22 protein-coding genes, 1 tRNA gene and 1 pseudogene are annotated in these 18,260 nt (G+C 51.5%); 9 read left to right on the top strand and 15 right to left on the bottom strand.

The genetic code is table 11. The features are described from left to right. A pseudogene (locus tag BST81_RS29020) lies at nt 1-169 on the top strand (IS630 family transposase); the annotation flags it as partial. Nucleotides 170-322: 153 nt separating this feature from the next. Here the strand turns inward: BST81_RS29020 and BST81_RS27800 are convergent. The 4 genes from BST81_RS27800 to BST81_RS27795 form a co-directional block, all read right to left on the bottom strand. Further along, complete coding sequence (locus tag BST81_RS27800; RefSeq protein ID WP_143780500.1) at nt 323-1,312, bottom strand: hypothetical protein; 990 nt, start codon at nt 1,310-1,312, stop codon at nt 323-325. Further along, nucleotides 1,269-2,288: a site-specific DNA-methyltransferase gene (locus BST81_RS25470; RefSeq protein ID WP_075601322.1), complete on the bottom strand. Its 1,020-nt coding sequence runs from the start codon at nt 2,286-2,288 to the stop codon at nt 1,269-1,271. Before BST81_RS25470 ends, BST81_RS27800 begins: the two co-directional genes overlap by 44 nt. A gap of 330 nt (nt 2,289-2,618) precedes the next feature. Continuing rightward, on the bottom strand, nt 2,619-4,283 hold the full coding sequence (gene ltrA, locus BST81_RS25465) for a group II intron reverse transcriptase/maturase (RefSeq protein WP_075601321.1): 1,665 nt from the start codon (nt 4,281-4,283) through the stop codon (nt 2,619-2,621). 1,191 nt (nt 4,284-5,474) lie between these two features. Further along, on the bottom strand, nt 5,475-5,834 hold the full coding sequence (locus BST81_RS27795; protein WP_143780499.1) for a hypothetical protein: 360 nt from the start codon (nt 5,832-5,834) through the stop codon (nt 5,475-5,477). Nucleotides 5,835-5,896: 62 nt separating this feature from the next. Here BST81_RS27795 and BST81_RS25455 point away from each other — a divergent pair, with 62 nt between their 5' ends. Continuing rightward, entirely contained in the window at nt 5,897-6,238 is a 342-nt protein-coding gene (locus BST81_RS25455; RefSeq protein ID WP_075601319.1) for a CU044_2847 family protein, read from the top strand. A gap of 5 nt (nt 6,239-6,243) precedes the next feature. Next, entirely contained in the window at nt 6,244-9,267 is a 3,024-nt protein-coding gene (locus BST81_RS25450; protein WP_075601318.1) for a tetratricopeptide repeat protein, read from the top strand. 127 nt (nt 9,268-9,394) lie between these two features. Here BST81_RS25450 and BST81_RS28290 read toward each other — a convergent pair whose 3' ends face one another. The 8 genes from BST81_RS28290 to BST81_RS25415 form a co-directional block, all read right to left on the bottom strand. Continuing rightward, nucleotides 9,395-9,910: a hypothetical protein gene (locus BST81_RS28290; protein ID WP_075601317.1), complete on the bottom strand. Its 516-nt coding sequence runs from the start codon at nt 9,908-9,910 to the stop codon at nt 9,395-9,397. Further along, nucleotides 9,892-10,173 carry a hypothetical protein gene (locus tag BST81_RS25440; RefSeq protein ID WP_075601316.1) on the bottom strand — a complete coding sequence of 94 codons (282 nt, stop codon included), beginning with the start codon at nt 10,171-10,173 and terminating at the stop codon, nt 9,892-9,894. The genes BST81_RS28290 and BST81_RS25440 overlap by 19 nt, the downstream gene beginning before the upstream one ends. Further along, complete coding sequence (locus BST81_RS25435) at nt 10,173-10,613, bottom strand: hypothetical protein (protein ID WP_075601315.1); 441 nt, start codon at nt 10,611-10,613, stop codon at nt 10,173-10,175. The genes BST81_RS25440 and BST81_RS25435 overlap by 1 nt, the downstream gene beginning before the upstream one ends. A gap of 81 nt (nt 10,614-10,694) precedes the next feature. After that, nucleotides 10,695-10,865: a hypothetical protein gene (locus BST81_RS28285; RefSeq protein WP_171974851.1), complete on the bottom strand. Its 171-nt coding sequence runs from the start codon at nt 10,863-10,865 to the stop codon at nt 10,695-10,697. Continuing rightward, nucleotides 10,852-11,349, bottom strand: coding sequence for a sigma-70 region 4 domain-containing protein (locus tag BST81_RS25430; protein WP_075601314.1), 498 nt, complete (start codon nt 11,347-11,349; stop codon nt 10,852-10,854). Before BST81_RS25430 ends, BST81_RS28285 begins: the two co-directional genes overlap by 14 nt. A gap of 65 nt (nt 11,350-11,414) precedes the next feature. Further along, entirely contained in the window at nt 11,415-11,660 is a 246-nt protein-coding gene (locus BST81_RS25425) for a type II toxin-antitoxin system HicA family toxin (protein WP_075601313.1), read from the bottom strand. Then, on the bottom strand, nt 11,653-11,865 hold the full coding sequence (locus tag BST81_RS25420) for a type II toxin-antitoxin system HicB family antitoxin (RefSeq protein ID WP_075601326.1): 213 nt from the start codon (nt 11,863-11,865) through the stop codon (nt 11,653-11,655). The genes BST81_RS25425 and BST81_RS25420 overlap by 8 nt, the downstream gene beginning before the upstream one ends. A gap of 186 nt (nt 11,866-12,051) precedes the next feature. Continuing rightward, complete coding sequence (locus BST81_RS25415) at nt 12,052-12,297, bottom strand: helix-turn-helix transcriptional regulator (RefSeq protein WP_253188491.1); 246 nt, start codon at nt 12,295-12,297, stop codon at nt 12,052-12,054. A 167-nt stretch (nt 12,298-12,464) separates the two neighbouring features. Between BST81_RS25415 and BST81_RS25410 the strand changes: the two genes are divergently transcribed. The 6 genes from BST81_RS25410 (at nt 12,465) to BST81_RS25385 (ending at nt 16,021) form a co-directional block, all read left to right on the top strand. Beyond that, nucleotides 12,465-12,701: a hypothetical protein gene (locus BST81_RS25410; RefSeq protein WP_075601312.1), complete on the top strand. Its 237-nt coding sequence runs from the start codon at nt 12,465-12,467 to the stop codon at nt 12,699-12,701. Continuing rightward, a complete protein-coding gene (locus BST81_RS25405) occupies nt 12,698-13,036 on the top strand; it encodes a hypothetical protein (RefSeq protein ID WP_075601311.1) in 339 nt (112 codons plus the stop codon). Before BST81_RS25410 ends, BST81_RS25405 begins: the two co-directional genes overlap by 4 nt. Beyond that, nucleotides 13,033-13,290, top strand: coding sequence for a hypothetical protein (locus tag BST81_RS25400; protein WP_075601310.1), 258 nt, complete (start codon nt 13,033-13,035; stop codon nt 13,288-13,290). Before BST81_RS25405 ends, BST81_RS25400 begins: the two co-directional genes overlap by 4 nt. Before the next feature lie 79 nt (nt 13,291-13,369). Beyond that, the gene (locus BST81_RS25395) at nt 13,370-13,621 is read left to right on the top strand and encodes a hypothetical protein (protein WP_075601309.1); all 252 of its coding nucleotides are present in this window, start codon (nt 13,370-13,372) and stop codon (nt 13,619-13,621) included. A gap of 71 nt (nt 13,622-13,692) precedes the next feature. Further along, complete coding sequence (locus BST81_RS25390) at nt 13,693-15,624, top strand: AAA family ATPase (protein WP_075601308.1); 1,932 nt, start codon at nt 13,693-13,695, stop codon at nt 15,622-15,624. Next, the gene (locus BST81_RS25385) at nt 15,611-16,021 is read left to right on the top strand and encodes an HNH endonuclease (RefSeq protein WP_075601307.1); all 411 of its coding nucleotides are present in this window, start codon (nt 15,611-15,613) and stop codon (nt 16,019-16,021) included. The genes BST81_RS25390 and BST81_RS25385 overlap by 14 nt, the downstream gene beginning before the upstream one ends. 189 nt (nt 16,022-16,210) lie before the next feature. Here BST81_RS25385 and BST81_RS25380 read toward each other — a convergent pair whose 3' ends face one another. The 3 genes from BST81_RS25380 to BST81_RS25370 form a co-directional block, all read right to left on the bottom strand. Then, nucleotides 16,211-17,314 (bottom strand): hypothetical protein, encoded by a 1,104-nt coding sequence (locus BST81_RS25380; protein WP_075601306.1) that lies wholly within the window; start codon nt 17,312-17,314, stop codon nt 16,211-16,213. A gap of 145 nt (nt 17,315-17,459) precedes the next feature. Beyond that, nucleotides 17,460-17,532 (bottom strand) — tRNA-Ala (locus tag BST81_RS25375). A gap of 23 nt (nt 17,533-17,555) precedes the next feature. After that, the gene (locus tag BST81_RS25370) at nt 17,556-18,260 is read right to left on the bottom strand and encodes an HAD family phosphatase (protein ID WP_075601305.1); all 705 of its coding nucleotides are present in this window, start codon (nt 18,258-18,260) and stop codon (nt 17,556-17,558) included.

Raw genomic sequence — 18,260 nt, 5'->3', positions numbered from 1 at the left:
CGAGAAGGCATCKGTTACCCTGGCGCAAACGGGGCGAGTAACGGTAGTTGTTCAAGATAAKGGCTCTGCCCATACCAGTCGTCTGGCTCAGCAACAATGGCTCAAGTGGCAAGCCCAAGGATTGTTCCTCTTCTGGTTGCCACCCTACTGTTCTGAGATGAATCGGATCGAGGAGCAGTGGCATCAACTCAAAACCCATGAAATTGCTGGGCGGATGTTTGAGCATGAAGTTGATTTAGCCGATGCGATCATCGAGGGAATGCAAGCTCGTAGTAGTAGGGGCAATTACTCCCTGGAACGTTTTATATTTAATTCCTCCTGACTACTTAGTAGCATTTAATATTGAACGATCCAGTATAGAAATTAAGCGTGTGGATAAGTTTTGGGCATCAATATCCAAGCCTATAAAAAAGAAGCAAAAAACGGTATTCCCTGCGCCAAGACTTCTTAAAACTTTGTCAATGTTGTATCCTTTAGGGCTAGAAGCAAGCGTAAGAATTTTTGTTTTTATGTCAATCAATACTCTTGAACCAATGCTTAAGGTATAACTTAAATCTTCTACCCCGTGAAAATTTGCTGCATTTGTAATTGTTTGTTCAATTCGATTTCCTCTTATATTAATGTTTTCTATATTGCCTATGTCTAAAATTGTTGATCGATTTTCTTCTACTACTTGAGCTAAAGTTTCACCAAGCGATAAGTATTCAGAACTAGATGAAAGCGTATGAGCAATTTCAGCAGAAGCTATAATATTATTTCGCTCCTGTAGAATAGGTGAGTACCGACTACCAGACGGAACAATATTGTTCGTAGCCTCAACTAATCTAGCGAGATTTTCTTCCCAGCCAAACTCCTTGTGAATAAGAAAGAGGTTCTCAAAGTTTTGAGGAGTATTTGGGATACCCTCGTACTCGCGTAAAATATCATGTCCTAAAAAACTACCACGTATGTTATCCACACGGAGTTGTTGAGAACTATGGCTAACTTTCTTCAAGAAGGTGGAATTTGAAAGAAGCAGCTCAATGCTTCTAGACCTAATAACACAAACAAAAAAAGGGCGCTCATCATAGTTCCTTAGTGTTGAAAGCCCCAATATAGTATTTGAAAAGGAAGAGCCACTTGCTTCTGAGAAACGAATTGCTAAGTAATCGTTGTGATAGACCGATCTGCTTCTTAATAAAGCAAAGTGGTTCTTGACAGCAATTGCTACAGCTTCCTTTGAAAAGAAAGTATTCCTCTGTGTGTAGTCATCAAGAAACTGAATTAAATCAGAAATTGAGGAGAGGTAATTGTTCTCTACTGGGCTTGGCATTACTAAATACCCCCTTTTGCTGAATAGCGAGCGTATTACGCTCCCAAAATACCCCGTCAGAGAAACCTTGAATTTCAGGTTCTAATTCTGCAATCTCTAGTCTCTTTTCAGCAAGCAAACTATACTCTTCGTCTAACTCAATGCCTAAATATTTCCTACCAAGCTTCTTTGCAACTACAGAAGTAGTGCCGCTTCCAAGAAATGGATCTAGAACAAAGTCGTTAGAGTTAGTACTTGCCAATACAAGCTTTGCAATTAATTTTTCACTTTTCTGAGTAGGATGATCTGTGTTTTCTGGCATTGACCAGAATGGAATAGTGATGTCAGTCCAAATGTTAGAAGGATGAGTATCCCGGAAATTCCCCTCCTTTGTAGATTCCCAATCTTTAGGTGTTCCGTCATCCTTTCTATAAGGTGCGATAACCTTCCTCCGAAGCTTTACATTATCAACATTAAAAGTGTAATCTTCTGACATAGTGCAAAACCAAATGTCTTCACTGGAGTTCTTCCAGTTAGATTTGGCTCCTCGACCTTTTTCACGTTCCCAAGTTATCCGGTTTTGTACCACAAAATGTGATGATGCAACTGTGAATATTGAAGCAGAGGACAGCCAATCGCCACAAATATAAATAGAAGCTGTTTTCTTTAAGAGAGGTTTTAATGTGCTAACAACCTCGTCTAACCAAATTGCGTACTCATCAACTGTACGCCTTGAGAATTTACGCCCATTAAAGCTTTTATTGAGGTTATAGGGCGGGTCGAGAACCAGAAGATCCACAAACCCTTCTGGTAGGAGTTTAGCTACTTCGAGGCAATTACCTTGGATAGTACCTGTGGGTGGTTCAGAGAAAGGGGTCGAAGGTAATTTTTTAAGGATACGAAGAGTTAATCTAGCTTTATCCTGCTCATCCAGCGTGAGAGTACGATTCATAGGGGCACGTTGCTTTTTTTGGCTGGTTTGACTCAAGCTAGACATCAATAATTCTCTCCTCAACAAAGCCTCGCTAGGTCTTAGCTTAGGCTAATAAATACACTTATATATAGTACAGCCGCTCTGCCAATATTTCGATTCCGACTGAAATTTAGTAAGCAGAACGCCTAAACGCAGATTATACACATCTTTCCCGAAATGGGAGTCGAGGCTGCGGGATAAAATGTCATGTGCCCTACTAGAGATTTCCAAGCACTGCCCTAACCGAGGACTGAAGCGGTCGGGTAAAGGAAGGGGTTTCAGATATAGCCCCCTCCCTCCCCTCAGAACCGTGCTTACAACTTTCACTGTACACGGCTCAAGCAATCTCTACGCTTACCGATGCAATTGTAAATGGCAGACCATATGGACAGCCATTAAATTAGAAGCATGATTTGTCCCCCCTTGACGGCGTGGCACTTGGTGATGGATATGAACCTCCTCTTGGTTGAAAAGAGATTGTCCACAATTGGGGCACAGGGCTTGCTGCAACTGGATGACCTGTTGCGCTGCTTTAGGATAATCACCGATTTGCCTTGAACGCTGATTGCGTTGCTCAAAATAATCCCGAAGGTCAGGATTATCAGGGCTAGCATCGCCTTGAATCAACACATGCCGTTGAATGCGGGTAGAGCCAATGCGGTAAAATACCATGCCTGTGTCCTTATCAACAAAGCACCATCGACTACCAGGATAAGCAGGGTGCTCACCCCAATAGCGATGGTCACGCCAGCCATAGGACTTGTTGGGATGGGTTTTGCTAATCCAGCGTCTGAGTTTCCAGAAGATGTAGTAACCCAGCTTGCTGAAAGTTTTCGAGCTGGCAACTCCTCTGTAGTAGTTGGCCCAACCGCGAATCATCGGGTTGAGCACTTTTATCAGACTCATCGCGTTGCTGCCCTGAAGCCGCTTAAAGGTCTGCCGCAGTTTCTCGCGAAAGGTTGACACACTCTTTTGGGCAGGCTTGATCAGGAGCTTCCATCCCGTACGAGCGGTGCGACTGGGATAGTGGCGAATATTAAATCCCAGAAAGTCGAATCCTTCTGATAGGTGAACTATCCGCGTTTTTTCCTCAGATAGTTTCAACCCCCTTAAACTCAGGAATTGTTGAAGGTTGACTTGGGCTTGTTCGGCCTCAGCTTGGCTGTCACACAGGACAACAAAGTCATCAGCGTATCGCACAATCCGTTTGCTAACATCCTTTTTAATCGTGCCATCAGCATATCGAGTGATGCCGAGAGCAGATTCCATTCCATGCAGCGCTATATTTGCCAACAGGGGTGAGATAACCCCACCTTGAGGGGTGCCTGCCGCTGTCGAATGCAAGACTCCATTTTCCACGTATCCTGCTTTCAACCATTGGGCAATTAACCCTCGGGCCGGGAAGTTCCCGACTTGTTGTAACAGGAAGTCATGGTCGATGTGGTCAAAGCATCCTGAAATATCGGCATCAAGTACCCACTTCTTATGTCCGGATGGGTTGGCGCTGACATAGATACGAGCAATGGCGTCTTGGGCACTGCGACCTGGACGGAACCCGTAGCTGATGGGCTCAAACTGAGTTTCCCAGCAAGGCTCTAATGCTGCCTTCACCATCGCTTGTAGGCAACGGTCGATGATACTGGGTATGCCCAGAGGACGGTGCTTACCATTACTTTTGGGGATGTACACTCGTCTTGCAGCTAACGGTTTCCAGGGAATCCATTGCTTCAGCGCATCCACGAGAATGGCCTTTGCAGGGCCAGTTTTCACTAGCAACTTATCGATTCCCGCTGTCCGTTTGCCGGGGTTGATTTGAGTCACCCGCCGTACTGCTATCAGCATGTTTGAGTAACTCTTGAGCAGTAACCATTGTAGGTTTCTGACTCGCTTCCACTCCAACTGTCGGGTCGCCTTGAAGATGCGCTGTCTCAGATTCCTCACCATCCGATGAGCTTTGCGCCAATTGACGCTTTGCCAATCGGTCGTGCGCTGGGTTACGTTTGCAAAACTAGCCTGCACCTAACTCTTCCCTCAGCGTTCGGTCTCTTCTCAACGTCACTTCTGGAGAGCACCTGTCCCACGTCTGCACCCTTTCGGGTTAGGCATTGGCCTTATCCGTCGCGTTATGGATTCCGCTTGCCTTTCGGCGGACGGCGTTCGCTTCTTAGGACATCCTGTTTCCGCTAGAGGATTCGACCGCAGTTGCCCTTGGCTTACCGAATGCTGAAGGCAGGATTCGGACTCTATCGGAGTTTCCTCGTTTCGCACGGGGTGGAGATGTGGTTGCCTTAGGACTCCTCTCTACTCCGGGGGCGAGGTGTTCTCGATCGATATTTAGACGCTACCGACCCTCCTATGCCCCAACATGCTCGTATCAGCCATTTCGAGCACCTTAATTAACGAAGCCTCATCAAGGATTCATTTGCATTATCCGTAGCAACCTTGCCCTAGCCCTCGCACCTGGTTTTGGCTTCAGGTTTGTTGGACACTTAACCTCGTCTGCTGATACTGCCCTCTCATTACTGATTGAACATTCCGAGGCGGACATCTGCCTGAACACTGACAGGGAGAACGTTTTGGGCGTTCTCCAACTCCCCCGAACGACTTCGAGTCGCGCGTCTAACAATAAATAGACTGAAACTTTCCACCTAAGATCCCAATTTTGGGGCTATAGGCCGAATCATTCGGCCTATAGCCCCAAAATTACTATTTACGCAAAGAATAATCTCTTCGGTGTGTCAAGTATATTAATGCCAAAAGAAGAGCCTCCGTTCATCCGGAGGCCCCTAACTCTTCTTTCAGAATGCCCTAATGCTACTGGCAGCTATCCTCGTAATCGGTTATCTGGTCATCGTTATCATTTGCGAGATTCAGAAACAGCAAAAACACAGGAGATATCAACATCAACGTTTGATTCAACCAGTCAAGCGTCCTATCGTTGCCCCTCCTGCACCCCCACTACGCCCCCCTAAAGCAGCTCCCCTACCCCCTCAGGTTTTTCACTTCGATTCTCGCCCCTACAGGGAAGGTAAAGAGATATCTCAGCTCTACAGGCGACTCTTGACCTTGACCAGAGATGAAAAAACCGCTAAACGGCTCTTTCAGTCAACTTCAGAACGAAATCCAGGAAGGTCGATAGAGTGGGTTTTAGAGAAAACCATCCTTGACCTGGAGAGAGATCGAGGGCGCTATTAAAGAGTTGCGTTGCAATCATTCCCCAGTCAGGCGTTTGTAATGGGCCATCGCTCTTTGAAACGATCGGCCTGAGGAAGTGCCCCAAATACATTTGACGATCGCAGTTGGACTCATACCCTGAGATTGCAACTTCCTGATTTCAGCCAGCAACGCGCTGTCTTCAGTGGAAGTACTTCCAGCGTTGACGGTTGCAAGTATCGCTCTTGCAAAGCCTGTTCCGCCTGGTAGGTCTGCAACGCCAGTTCCGATCGCTGCAACTCCTGGTCCATTAACTGGAACTGGCTTGCTGCTCCGTAACTGCTCCGTAACTGGATGGTTCTTTTTATGATTCTCCGGGAGTAAATCTTTAAAGACTTGGACGATCGCCCTGACCACTAATCCAGGCTAAGTATGATTGAGAACACAAAGATAACTGACTGTATCAGTACAGGTATTCTATGTATTCTGAAGACTCACGCCTGACGCGAATTCCGGTTGAATTGCCCAATGGCACTGTGATCCAGGTGGAAGTTACTCAAACGGGCCGGGAAGATGTGGCGTTCGATATCAAGCCCTTTAAGCCGGTGACAGATGCGATCGAGGGCATCGTTCAGGCGATCGCAGGTCCGCTGAACAAAGTGAAGCCTGACAAGGCCACGGTCAAGTTTGGCCTGGAGGTGGCGATCGAAGCGGGGCAATTAACAGCGGCGATCGTGAAGGGAGCCAGTAAGGCAAACCTGGAAATCACCCTGGAATGGTCGAAGGATGAGAAACCCAAGACCCAGCCACCGGGAGCATAGGTGTCGTGTCTCTGGAGAGTTTACTGCAACACTGTACAGTCAAGCTGACGATTCCCGGTAGAACAGGCTGGGGGTCTGGCTTCTTTGTGGCTCCTGACCTGATTTTGACCTGTGCCCATGTGGTCAAGGATGCTGGGGACCAGCCGATCAGGGTGCGGTGGCAGCAACAGGAAGCATTGACAACGGCGATCGTTGAGAAGTTGTTGTTAGAGGTAGACATTGCGCTCTTACGGGTGCCCGATGTCCAGACAGAACCGGGCTGTGTTTACCTGGACCCGGAGATTGAAAGGGGACATGAACTTTATACCTTCGGCTATCCCGATGTGGAGTTTCCCCATGGTTGTCCTGCGACGTTTACCTGTGAAGGGTTAACGGGCGATCGCCCCCCGCTGATTAAGTTCAAGCTGGGGCAGGTACGTTCTGGGATGAGTGGGGCACCCCTGCTGAATGTGACGACGGGTAAGGTCTGCGGCATGGTGAAGTTCACCCGCGATCGCTCGATCGACCTGGGGGGTGGAGCCGTTCTGGTGGAGACGATTCTGGAGCAGCTACCAGCGCTAGTGGAGGTGCAGGGAGCGTTTCATCGGGGGGACGATCGCTGGCGTCAAGCCAGTGCCCAACCCGTGGGCATCCCGCAAAATCTGCCCCGTGGGGGTGCAGTTGAGTTTGTGGGTCGGGCAGAGCCGTTGCAGCAGTTGCATGAATTGTTGCAACGGGAATCCAGGGTTGGGGTGACGGCAGCCATCAAAGGCATGGGGGGCGTGGGAAAGACAGAGCTAGCCCTGCAATATGCCCTGCAATACCAACAGAATTATCGGGCTGGGGTCTGCTGGCTTTCGGTGCGGGGAACGGATGTGGGATTTGAGATTGTCCGGTTTGCCCGCAATCAGTTGATGCTGAAGATCCCAGAAGACCAGGCGTTAGAGGACCAAGTGGCCCTGGTCTGGCGGTTGTGGCCCGATGGGGATGCCCTGCTGATTTATGACGATGTGACAGACTATGGAGCCTTGCGGCCCTATCTCCCAACCGCCAGTCCTCGCTTTCAGGTGCTCCTGACCAGCCGGTTAACGTTGGGGGCATCCATCCGGCAATTGGCTTTAGATGTGCTGGATCAGGAGGCAGCCCTGCACCTGCTGACAGTGCTGGTGGGAGCAGAGCGAATTGAGGCAGAGCGGGAAGCTGCTCAGGCCCTGTGCCACTGGTTAGGCTACCTGCCCCTGGGACTGGAACTGGTGGGACGATACCTGACCCAACGGCCTGACCTGAGCTTGCAGACCATGCAGCAGCGATTAGAAGGGAAGCGGCTGCAAACTCCAGCCCTGAAGCAAGTAGACGGAGACATGACTGCCAGACTGGGGGTAGCGGCAGCCTTTGACCTGAGCTGGGAGGATCTGGATGACCAGAGCCAGCAATTAGGCTGTTTGCTCAGCCTGCTGGCTCCGGCTCCGATTCCCTGGAGCCTGGTGGAGCAGTGTTTACCAGACTGGGAGGAAGAGAGCCTGGAAGCAGTGCGAGATGGAACCCTATGCCCCCTGCATTTGTTGCAGCGCTTTGCTCCAGGGACCTATCAGCTTCATCCCTTGATTCGCGAGTTTTTCCAGGAGAAGAGTGCTCAACGGCCTGAGGCAGCCGCCTGGAAGCAGCGCTTGGGTCAGACCCTGACCGAAGTAGCAAAACAGGTGCCTGAGACCCTGGTGCAGAAGCAGATTGAGGCGCTGGCTCCTGGGATTCCCCATCTGGCTGAAGTAGTCAGGAACCTATCAGATGCGATTCCGGATGCAGATTTAGTCTGGCTCTATTCAGCCCTGGGGCGATTCTATGAGGCTCAGGGAGCCTACAGTCAGGCCCTGCCCTGGCGTTCACAATGTCTGGCCATTGTGAACACACGGCTGGGACCAGAGCATCCATATGTGGCCAGAAGTCTCAACGATCTGGCGCATCTCTACCACTCCCAGGGACGCTACGCTGAGGCGGAACCCCTCTATCAGCAGGCCTTGGAGCTGAGACAGCGACTGTTGGGGGAGGAGCATCCCGATGTGGCCTTAAGTCTCAACAATCTGGCGGGACTCTACAAATCCCAGGGACGCTACGCTGAGACGGAACCCCTCTTGAAGCAGGCCTTGGAGCTGAGACAGCGACTGTTGGGGGAGGAGCATCCCGATGTGGCCTYAAGTCTCAACAATCTGGCGGGACTCTACAAATCCCAGGGACGCTACGCTGCGGCGGAACCCCTCTATCAGCAGGCCTTGAAACTGTATCGGCGACTGTTGGGGGAGGAGCATCCCGATGTGGCCACCAGTCTCAACAATCTGGCGGGACTCTACTACTCCCAGGGACGCTACCTGGAGGCGGAACCCCTCTTGAAGCAGGCATTGGAGCTGAGACAGCGACTGTTGGGGGAGGAGCATCCCGATGTGGCCACCAGTCTTAGCAGTCTGGCGAATCTCTACTCCTCCCAGGGCCGCTACCTGGAGGCGGAACCCCTCTTGAAGCAGGCATTGGAGCTGCATCGGCGACTGTTGGGAGAGGAGCATCCATATGTGGCCCAAAGTCTCAACAATCTGGCGGAACTCTACTACTCCCAGGGCCGCTACCTGGAGGCGGAACCCCTCTATCAGCAGGCATTGGAGATGTATCGGCGACTGTCGGGGGAGGAGCATCCCGATGTGGCCTTAAGTCTCAACAATCTGGCGGGACTCTACAAATCCCAGGGACGCTACCTGGAGGCGGAACCCCTCTATCAGCAGGCATTGGAGCTGAGACAGCGACTGTTGGGGTCCGAGCATCCCGATGTGGCCACCAGTCTCAACAATCTGGCGGGACTCTACGAATCCCAGGGACACTATGCTGAGGCGGAACCCCTCTATCAACAGGCTCTTGACCTCACAGAAAAGATATTGGGTCTTGCTCACCCTGAAACTATGCAAATTCGTCAAAATCTGGCATTGATGTGTCGTTTACAAGCTAACCAGTATAAGAACCGTGCTAGTCAGAGATCGCATCTGGGTGAAGGGCAAGACGATCTCTGAAGCACGATCAATTTCAACACAATAGTCCTCTTCAACACAATAGTCCTCGCCAGTTCAGCAGAGAAACCCACAGATACTATTTAGGTATATCCGTGGGTTTGTGTGGCAAGGCATTGCAGCGTTGCAGTCATTCCCTGGTCAGCCGTTTGTAATGGGCCATTGCCCTTTGAAACGATCGGCCTGAGGAAGTGCCCCAAATACATTTGACGATCGCAGTTGGACTCATACCCTGAGACTGCAACTTCCTGATTTCAGCCAGCAACGTGCTGTCTTCAGTGGAAGTGCTTCCGGAAGTGGAAGTGGAAGTGCTTCCGGAAGTGGAAGTACTTCCGGGAAGTGGAAGCGGAAGTACTTCCAGCGTTGACGGTTGCAAGTATCGCTCTTGCAAAGCCTGTTCCGCCTGGTAGGTCTGCAACGCCAGCTCCGATCGCTGTAACTCCTGGTCCATTAACTGGAACTGCCGATCGTAGTCTTCCTGTTGCAGGGTGCAACGGGAATGATGGACCAGGGCCACGGCAGACACCAGGGCGATCGCCAGTGATATCCCCTGCTCATATCGCTTCAGGGGGAAACAGACAGGTAAGAGCCAGAAGCTAAGGGTGAGGGAGAGTAGGCCCCCCAGCTTCAGATACTCTGCAAACATGTCATCACCCCCGTAGCAATTCCAATCAGCGTTGCCACCATCGTTGCAATCAACACCGCCCGGTATTCCAGCAGGGTGAGCCGGAAGGGTTTGAGTAGGGCATCATCAAAGAGCAGGAATGCCAGCCAGCCCATCCCCACCAGGAGGTAAATGGCAACGGCAAACCGGGTCAGAGCGGGGTGTAAGCCTCCCATCCAGGCCAGGATAGTGGAGGCGATACACCCCACCAGGAAATAGGCGGTCAGGTGTATCGCTCTGGTCATCAGGCCCCCATCAGACGACGCAATTCAGCAATGCGGGTGTCAGCGTTTTGAGTTGCCCGTTGCACTCCCTGATGCAGTCGTTCATACTCCGGTCGCAACTGTTGCCCCTTGCGTTGCAACCGGGCATCGGCGCGATCGCGGGTGAGTTTGTTGTCTGCAACGGCTCCCTGATAACGACGATGGGCGCGATGAACACGGGTATCCGCCTCCTCAATCCGGGTGAGGTGGTTGTAGGCCCTGACGGTCTGCCTTGCTCCAGCGGTGCGATCGCTGGCCAGTTGCTGGAGGGCATCGGCCTGGGGCTTGTCGAAGTAGCGGGGTTGTTGCACCAGGGGCGCACTCCGAAGAGTGTCCAGGTCTCCCCCAGGTGCAACGGGCAGGCTGTGGGTTGCAGGTGCAACGGCGGTTTTCTTGCCAAATAGAGCGGTCATGAATCCCATGGATGAATCTCCTTATATGGTTTTGGTCATTTAGTTATTGGTCATTGGTCACTGGTGGGCTTCTGGCTCCGGTTAGGGGTGTCATTTTGAGAGCACCCCTTCCCGAAAACTCTGCAACTGCAACTGCACTTGCAACAGTTGGGCTTGAAGCCGATCGTTATCCCGTTTCAATGCCTGGGTTCCTGTCCACTGCCAGACCACCAGCAAGGCTCCCAGCACTCCCACCAGCAGGGCCTTATCATTGCCTTCCATCGGGGATGCCCTCCAGTTGTTTCACACTTGCTGCAACTGCAATGCTCAGGCCATTGGCCAGGGCCTTACTCATCTGCAACAGGCCCAGGCTCTGGCCCAGTCGATCCAGCATCGATGCCAGCTTCTGACTGTCCAGGTCCGTGGGATTGTTCAGGATGCGATGGATACTGCCCTGCACCAGTCCCGGCAACCGCTGTTCGATCGCGGCCAGGGCGATCGCATCTGCCACCGGCTGGAGCTGCTGATCGATCGGGTCTGCAACGGAAGGCGCAACGCTACCCGTTGCACCCTGCGTTACATCTTGCGTTGCACGGACCTGAAACAGGTTGAATCCTGCACCGGTCCAGAGCTTGTTGCCTTTGTCGTTGACGTAATGGGTTCCCTCCTGGAAGAGTTCGGGATAGCGATGGAACCAGGAGCGGACTGTTCCAGGTTTCACTCCCAGGCGATCGGCAACTTCTGCCGTCGAAAGTAAATCGTTCATCAGGTTTTCCTCAAAAGCAAGAAAGGGAGTCAGTGATGACTCCCGTGTGGTTGTGAGTTTGAACTTTAGAGATTCGAGATAAATTCCTCGGGGTTGACTTGGGCCTGTTTGAGCACTCCGGCTAGAGTTCCGGTTTTTAGCTCCCGATGCAAGGGAACGACACAAACAACTTCCCCACATGGCTCCTCTGATTCATTGACCAGAGGCTTCTTTAGCACAGCGTGGCTCCCAGTTTGACGGTCTAAATAGAACCCCATCCGGCCCAGTGCTTTCACAGCTTCAGAACCAGAAATCCGAGGTAGCTTAGGCACATTCCACCTCAATGCTGGTCACAAACCGAGGGGTAAAGTCTGTCTGGCTCGTTGCTTCCAAGTAGAGCCGGGTAGCTTCTTTCAGATTCTCCAGGGCCTGTTCTATAGTTTCGCCCTGGTCTACTGTACCGACTTCGAGACATTCAGCCACATACTGATCCTCTTCCCGATGGATCGCGACGGTAAAGGCTTTCATCTTGGTCATAATGAGGGTGCTCCGGTTAGTGAAGGTAACTGTGGGCATGACCGGGGGGGTGATAGGGTCACTCCCCTGGTTCTATTGTGCAGCTATCGCCCGCTGCCGCGTTCGTCGGTCATAATTAGGTTGCTCCTTGATTGTGAGTAGCCAGGGTTTTGACGTGGACAGCCAGGACCCTGGTTTTTAATTTGGTCAGCTCTCAACAGGACCAAAGTCATCCGGCAAATCTTCTAACGAGCATTGAAGAATCCGGCACAGCGTTTTCACTTGCCTGATAGTCAATCTCGGTTCAGCTCTTCCCTTTTCCCAGTTTCTAACCGTGTGATCGGTTACTGCCAGTGCTTGGGCGAGAGCCTCTTGAGTTAAGCCAGCTTTTTCTCTGAGTTTCACGAGTTGAGATTCATGGGGTATGTCATCTTTCATTTTACCGTAAATCATTTTACTCGTAAAACGATTTACGGTAGGGTTGAATTGCTAACGCTTACCGTTTTACGAGGTGGACAGCAGGGGCGGGGTCGGAGTTGGGGAACTACACCCGCCTTTGCTTAAACAGTTTCTCACCCACAGGGGAAGAACCTGTGGAGACCATTTGAGAGGTATATGACATGCAGATTGGAGACCTTTTTCAGACCCCAAAGGGGTCGTTTTATCGTCTGGACAATCTCACCGAGGATGACCAGGCCGTGTTCTTTCATCTGGGGGCAAAAGTGACGTTACCCCCTATTCCCAGGACCGTTGCAGAGAATCGCCTGAGGAATCTTTCTATCCTTGCGTGGGAGAAGGGTTTCATTGACCTGGAGGTTGAGCTGCTGTCTCAATTTCAAGACCAGGAGGCGGCATGACCACATTTGGACATCTGTGTGAAGACAATCCCTTTGCCACAATCTTTCCTTCTGGCCTGGTCCCCCTGCTATTCATCATGCCAATACGCCCCAGGGGCAAAGAAGCACCCCTTTGCTACCTGGTTAATGGGGCAGAGCTGACCGAGGAACAGGTGCAACAGCTAGCCAAAATGATGTACTCGACCTGGCCTGAATGCGAAAGCTTCCAGGCCGTGGTTACGTATATCCGGAGTGGATTTCCCCTCAGAACAGCCTGGTTTCGTGGCGTGTCCACCACAGATTTGAAACAGCTCTCTCTGCTGGATGGGAATGAATACGATAGAGGTCAACCATGAACCTCCCTGAGTACAAAATCAAGTCCTACCTGCGCTCTCTGAAAGCCTTCCTGGGCTATCGGGCTGACGACAAATGGGCCACAGAATTCAATCTCTCTGTCCCAGATGCTCTGGGGCTAATGCTCAGCACAGAGAGCTATTTGGAGCACTTCCTGTCTCGCTACCCACTCCGGGAGCGCAAACACCGGGAACCAGAAGTCAAAAAGGTGATCTGTCTCTGGCTGTGCGAGTTTGCAGTCGGGGAATCCAAATGAAAAAGCCCGTCTGCTGACCCAAAGCAGGCGGGCTTTTTAGACATGCCGATGGAACAAGTTTACTAACTATATCAAGGCTATGAGTGAAACAGAAATCGAACTACTGAAACAGCTTGAACAGGACATTAGAAGGTTGGAGCAGAATTCCCAGGCCCTGCAGAACCAGATCACGGCCATCCTCTCAGCCAACCTAGTGACCACGACGGTCCTGCTCACCTTGATGAATAGCCTCTATCCTGGCTGTGCTGATGGGCAACGCCTTCAGACCACTCTCAGCAGTCTGAAGGCGTTGCAAACCTCCATCAAACGGCGCAATGCCTGGAAAGCTTGATATGACTGTTTTCTTCCAAGATGTGGAGCCCTGCACGATCGCACGGCTCTTTTTTTTTTCATGGAAATGCTATGAATGACAAAATTGCAGATGAAAAACTCGACTGGCTGCAGCGGGAAGCAGACAACCGCCTGGAAGCAGAGCTGATCGAGGTACTCAAAAATCCCCTCTTTTCCTCCTTCCGTCTGGGCCAGATCGCCAAAACCTATGGGGTTGGCTTTGACCTGGTGAAGCAAGAGGCAGAGCGGGTCGCTGCCACTACGCTGGGGCTGGACCTTGACCAGGTAGAGTTCAACAGTGTGGTCCGACAGGTGGAAGCCCTGGAAGCCATCTCTGACCCCGGGTTGAGGGAATGGAAGATTCAGGCCCTGGCCCGAAAATTTCATCGCACCCCCAGGCAACTGATGGATGCCTACAACAAGGCCCTAGCCAAGCAGGCCCCCGTCATGCCGCTGACGCCGAAGGAGCTGAAGGAAAAGTATAGCGCTGGTGTAAACTGGCTGATCCATGGCTGGATTCCCAAGGGGTCTGTACTGCTCCTGCACGCCGACGGCGGGGTGGGGAAAAGCCTATTTACCTACCAAATTGTAGAGAGCGTCCTCACTGGTCAGCCCTGGCAGGGCTACCAGGTACAGCAGGGGGGGGTGTTGATGGTGCAGGTAGACGAACCGGGCGTCATCCTCGGAGAGCGGCTGGATGTGCGTGGCATCGGTGAACACCCAAACCTGGGAATCTTGGAAGACTGGCAGATTGAAGCCATGGCTCCATTGGAGGCCACAATCAAACGAGATCAGCCAGAGCTGCTGGTGATCGATAGCCTGACCGCCATCAACCGTAATTCCATCTTCTCGGAGAACGATACCGAGTATGCAAGGCCCGTCCTACAGCTCACCAACCTGGCCAACCGGACGGGAACCACCGTCATCATCATTCACCACTCCAACGCCAGCGGGAATGCCAGAGGGACCAGGGCTATCCATAACAGCGTGTCTGAGGTGTGGGCCATGGCAGTTGGCAATTCTCCAGAGGAGAGAGTTCTCAGGGTGCAAAAGATGCGTCTGGGTCGCCCCCCAGGTCGCTATAACTTCAAGTTCCATGAGGAAGACCTCAGCTTTACCTATTTGGGTGAGGAAGGGGGAGAGCAGGAACAGGATCTGACCCAAGAGAAGAAAATTCAGCTCTGGCTATCGGAGGGCGATCGCATTGGGACAGCCTATGCCGCGATCGAGGTGTCAGAGTTCCTCAATATCTCCAGGGGGAAAGCCAGAAAACTCCTGAGTGAGTTATGGAGCAAAGGTTTGATTCAACGAAAGGTCACTAAAACTGCAAAGAATCAACGGGCTTATCTATACTTCGTCCCTAAAAAAGGTGATCCACTCTATACATCGGATCACCTTTTGGATCACCCTTTAAAAGAAGACTCAGAGAGAGTTTTAGAGGTTTTTAAAAAAGGTGATCCAGGTGATCCGCACTTTTTTAAACAAAATAATAATTGGCACTCTCCCGGTGAGAGTGCTAATGAAAAAAAACTTTCTGGAATAAGAGAGATCACGGATCACCTTTTGGGTCAAACCCTTACCCAGAGTCAAAAAAAAGGTGATCCACCCCCCAAAAAAGAAGGTGATCCGACACAGGAGGCGGATCACCTTTTGGGTCAAACCCTTACCCAGAGTCAAAAAAAAGGTGATCCATCCCAAAATCACCCCCCTGGTGTCGGTGACCTGGTGACCATTTGTGGGGGTGGGAGCTGGATTAGGAGCGGCTCTGACAAGTTGCCCTGGAAGGAGTTGCGGCCATCCCTCAAAGAGCTTCCACAAATTCCTTTGAATCAGCTTCCAGATGCTCTCTTCCATGAATTGACCGGAGACAGCCTGATCATCTCCCTCAGTCGAGACCGGAAACGGGTGAAGGTCCGAAATCAGCAGACCGGTAGAAATAGCGTGTTTGCCATAAATGACGTACAGGTTTTGAAGCAGGGAGGTGGTGACAATGCCCATGGATAGACGGCTCTACCCGGAAAACTGGGAAGCGATCGCCCTAGCGATCAAGGAAGCGGCTGGCTGGAAGTGCCAGCAGTGCGGTCGGGATTGTCGCAGACCAGGTGAGTCAGATGGAGAGCTGATTGATCGGGTTTGGGATAAGTCTCCTGACCTATTTGAGACAGAGGAAAATGAGGAATTTGGGCTACATCAGGTTCCCAAGTTTGGCCGATTTGTTCTCACCGTTGCCCACCTGAACCACATTCCCCAAGATTGCAGGCCCGAAAATCTCAGGGCATTGTGTGCTCCATGCCATTGCCGCTATGACCTGGCCGCAATGGCAACCAAACGACGGCTGAAGCAAGAGAGAGAAGGACAGTTATTTCTAGCGATCGGAGGGGATGATCATGCCCAGGCGTAAAGTTAGGAACCCTTCTCCTGATTGGGTCACGACTCCAGCAGCGGCAGAAACCCTGGCTGTGTCGTCAGATTGGCTCTATTCAATGTTGGAACACTGGAAACAGGGCTATCACTGGCGAGATATCCGTAGGCCCACAGCGATCCGTGCCACTTATCGATGGCACATCAAGCGGATAGAAGAGTGGCTCTCTCAATCCCCCGACAGAAGATGAGCCGTTGGGGGAATTGGCCTGTTGGGGTTAGCGATCAATGCTTCAAAAGCCCTCTGATGGACATCTTTCCCAATCCACCGATGATAGATCCGGCTATGAGTGGCTACGCTATGACCCATTTGTTGGGCTGAGAGTGAAATGTCCAAGCCAAATTCCAGGGTCCTCACTGCCCATCGATGGCGAAGTGAATAGAGGTTAAAGGGAAGTTTCTTCCAGAAGTAATGAGTGCAGGCCCTACCGATCGCCTCATTGCTTCTGTCCAATTTGATGGGTGGTATCAGCACTTCCTGCAGGTGGAATTGTTCTACCCATTCAGGGTAAAACGGCCAGATGGCTCTTTCCCCTGTCTTGGTTGGCTTGTCAATCCTGATGATGGGCCATTCATACTCTTTGATGTGGAAGCATTCATGGGGCCGTAGCCCATAGGTGGCAACCATGCCATAAAACCATGCCCAACTCAGATTTTCCAGGCTTTTCCAGGATTTAACAATGTCCTCATCAGTGGGCAAATCACGCGGCTCCACCAGCGACGGGGAATATTTGCCCGCCAGGGCAGCCGGGTCATACTCCAGCCCCGCAAACCTGCACAGTCGCCCCAGGGCAATGGCGGCTCTCTCCCGTGTCCTGCTGTTGGGGTTATCGGGAGTCAAGCTTTGGATAGTCCGTTCTACCAGCTCCTGGGTTAGAGGTTTTTCCTGGGGTAAGAGCTTGAAAATCTTAAGATAGTCTCCCTGCCAGGTTGTTTCACTGGCCCTGTAATTCTGGCGTAGCCCCTCAATCAACTCTCCACAGTTCTGAGGCGAGTCCTCAACCAGATTCAAATAGGGTGCCCAGTCAAATTCACGACAGGCCAGCAAGGCACCGACTTTCCTGGCTTCAGCTTCGGCCTGCTTCAGACCAGCCGGGTTTGCCCTCACCCCCAGGCTGATCCGCTGCTGGTGAGGGCGAGGGTTAGAGTTACCAGGTTTTGGGGGTAGGGTTGCCCGCAGGTAGAGGCGATCGCCAATTTGCTGAATTTGCACCCCCAGGTTGCCAGCCTTGAGCCGACCGTTAGCCTGAGCGATTTTCCCGGTAATATCCACTTGCCTAAAATTTGCCTAGAAATATAACCTATTCCAACTTATTTCATCGTCTATAACGGTTGTTATATTCTGTAATTTTCAGTGGAATTCAGGGCAGGAGGCAATTACAGGCTTGGTACAACAGTTTCATCTTAGTTCAAAACTATGGAGAATAGGGAACTCGAATCCCTGACCTCTGCGGTGCGATCGCAGCGCTCTACCAACTGAGCTAATTCCCCTGGTCCAATTATTTTAGCAAACTCTACTGGGGGCGGGCATAGACCTGCTTTACCCGGTCCAGTTCCAGATCCGAGAGATAATCCACAGCCCAGTTCGACTGCCGCTGCATCATGTGGAAGGGATAGGTATTCGCCACCCCCACCACCGAAATCCCGGCTCGTTTGGCAGCCTGGATGCCAGCAGGGGTATCTTCGATCGCCAGACAATCGCCAGCTTGCAAATCCAGATGCGGAAATTGTTCTCTCAATCGCTCGATCGCTAGCAGGTAGCCATCCGGTTCTGGTTTGCTGACCGTAATATCGTCTCCACCAATAATCACGGAGAAGTTGTGGATCAACTGCATCCGTTGTAGAACCAGTTCTACCTCCGATCTCAAAGCGCCACTCACCACAGCCAACTTGATCTGAGCCGCTTTCAGGTTGAAGATCAGATCCTCTAAGCCGGGATAGGTGGGGAGGGAACCCATCGCTTCCAGTTCGCGCCGATATCGTTGGGTTTTACGCGCAATCAACTCCGTAACCAGGGAATCCGTGACACATCGGCCCCGCTTATTCAGGATGTCCGTCAGACAGGCTCGATCGCTCCGGCCTAAACAGAGTTGCTTGTATTCCTTGGGTTTCGATCGCAGGTTTTCCTCCAGCAGCAGTTGCTCAATCAACCGCTGATGAATCGCTTCATCCTTAATGATGACGCCATTGAAATCAAATAAAACTGCCTTAAGAGTCAT

This window comes from Leptolyngbya sp. 'hensonii' (assembly GCF_001939115.1).
In the GTDB taxonomy this organism is placed as follows: Bacteria; Cyanobacteriota; Cyanobacteriia.
The sequence above is the reverse complement of the archived record's forward strand: the minus strand, read 5'-3'. Positions and strand labels throughout refer to the sequence as shown.

What these genes read in the sequence shown, in the direction of transcription:
- BST81_RS25470 (WP_075601322.1), bottom strand. Translation starts at nt 2,288, where the DNA reads ATGTCTAGCTTGAGTCAAACCAGCCAAAAAAAGCAACGTGCCCCTATG.
- BST81_RS25370 (WP_075601305.1), bottom strand. Translation starts at nt 18,260, where the DNA reads ATGACTCTTAAGGCAGTTTTATTTGATTTCAATGGCGTCATCATTAAG.
- BST81_RS25415 (WP_253188491.1), bottom strand. Translation starts at nt 12,297, where the DNA reads ATGATTTACGGTAAAATGAAAGATGACATACCCCATGAATCTCAACTC.
- BST81_RS25455 (WP_075601319.1), top strand. Translation starts at nt 5,897, where the DNA reads ATGTATTCTGAAGACTCACGCCTGACGCGAATTCCGGTTGAATTGCCC.
- BST81_RS25390 (WP_075601308.1), top strand. Translation starts at nt 13,693, where the DNA reads ATGAATGACAAAATTGCAGATGAAAAACTCGACTGGCTGCAGCGGGAA.
- BST81_RS25420 (WP_075601326.1), bottom strand. Translation starts at nt 11,865, where the DNA reads ATGACCAAGATGAAAGCCTTTACCGTCGCGATCCATCGGGAAGAGGAT.
- BST81_RS25400 (WP_075601310.1), top strand. Translation starts at nt 13,033, where the DNA reads ATGAACCTCCCTGAGTACAAAATCAAGTCCTACCTGCGCTCTCTGAAA.
- BST81_RS27800 (WP_143780500.1), bottom strand. Translation starts at nt 1,312, where the DNA reads ATGCCAAGCCCAGTAGAGAACAATTACCTCTCCTCAATTTCTGATTTA.
- BST81_RS25385 (WP_075601307.1), top strand. Translation starts at nt 15,611, where the DNA reads ATGCCCATGGATAGACGGCTCTACCCGGAAAACTGGGAAGCGATCGCC.
- BST81_RS25430 (WP_075601314.1), bottom strand. Translation starts at nt 11,349, where the DNA reads ATGAACGATTTACTTTCGACGGCAGAAGTTGCCGATCGCCTGGGAGTG.
- BST81_RS25410 (WP_075601312.1), top strand. Translation starts at nt 12,465, where the DNA reads ATGCAGATTGGAGACCTTTTTCAGACCCCAAAGGGGTCGTTTTATCGT.
- BST81_RS25395 (WP_075601309.1), top strand. Translation starts at nt 13,370, where the DNA reads ATGAGTGAAACAGAAATCGAACTACTGAAACAGCTTGAACAGGACATT.
- BST81_RS28290 (WP_075601317.1), bottom strand. Translation starts at nt 9,910, where the DNA reads ATGTTTGCAGAGTATCTGAAGCTGGGGGGCCTACTCTCCCTCACCCTT.
- BST81_RS25435 (WP_075601315.1), bottom strand. Translation starts at nt 10,613, where the DNA reads ATGGGATTCATGACCGCTCTATTTGGCAAGAAAACCGCCGTTGCACCT.
- BST81_RS25405 (WP_075601311.1), top strand. Translation starts at nt 12,698, where the DNA reads ATGACCACATTTGGACATCTGTGTGAAGACAATCCCTTTGCCACAATC.
- BST81_RS28285 (WP_171974851.1), bottom strand. Translation starts at nt 10,865, where the DNA reads ATGGAAGGCAATGATAAGGCCCTGCTGGTGGGAGTGCTGGGAGCCTTG.
- BST81_RS25440 (WP_075601316.1), bottom strand. Translation starts at nt 10,173, where the DNA reads ATGACCAGAGCGATACACCTGACCGCCTATTTCCTGGTGGGGTGTATC.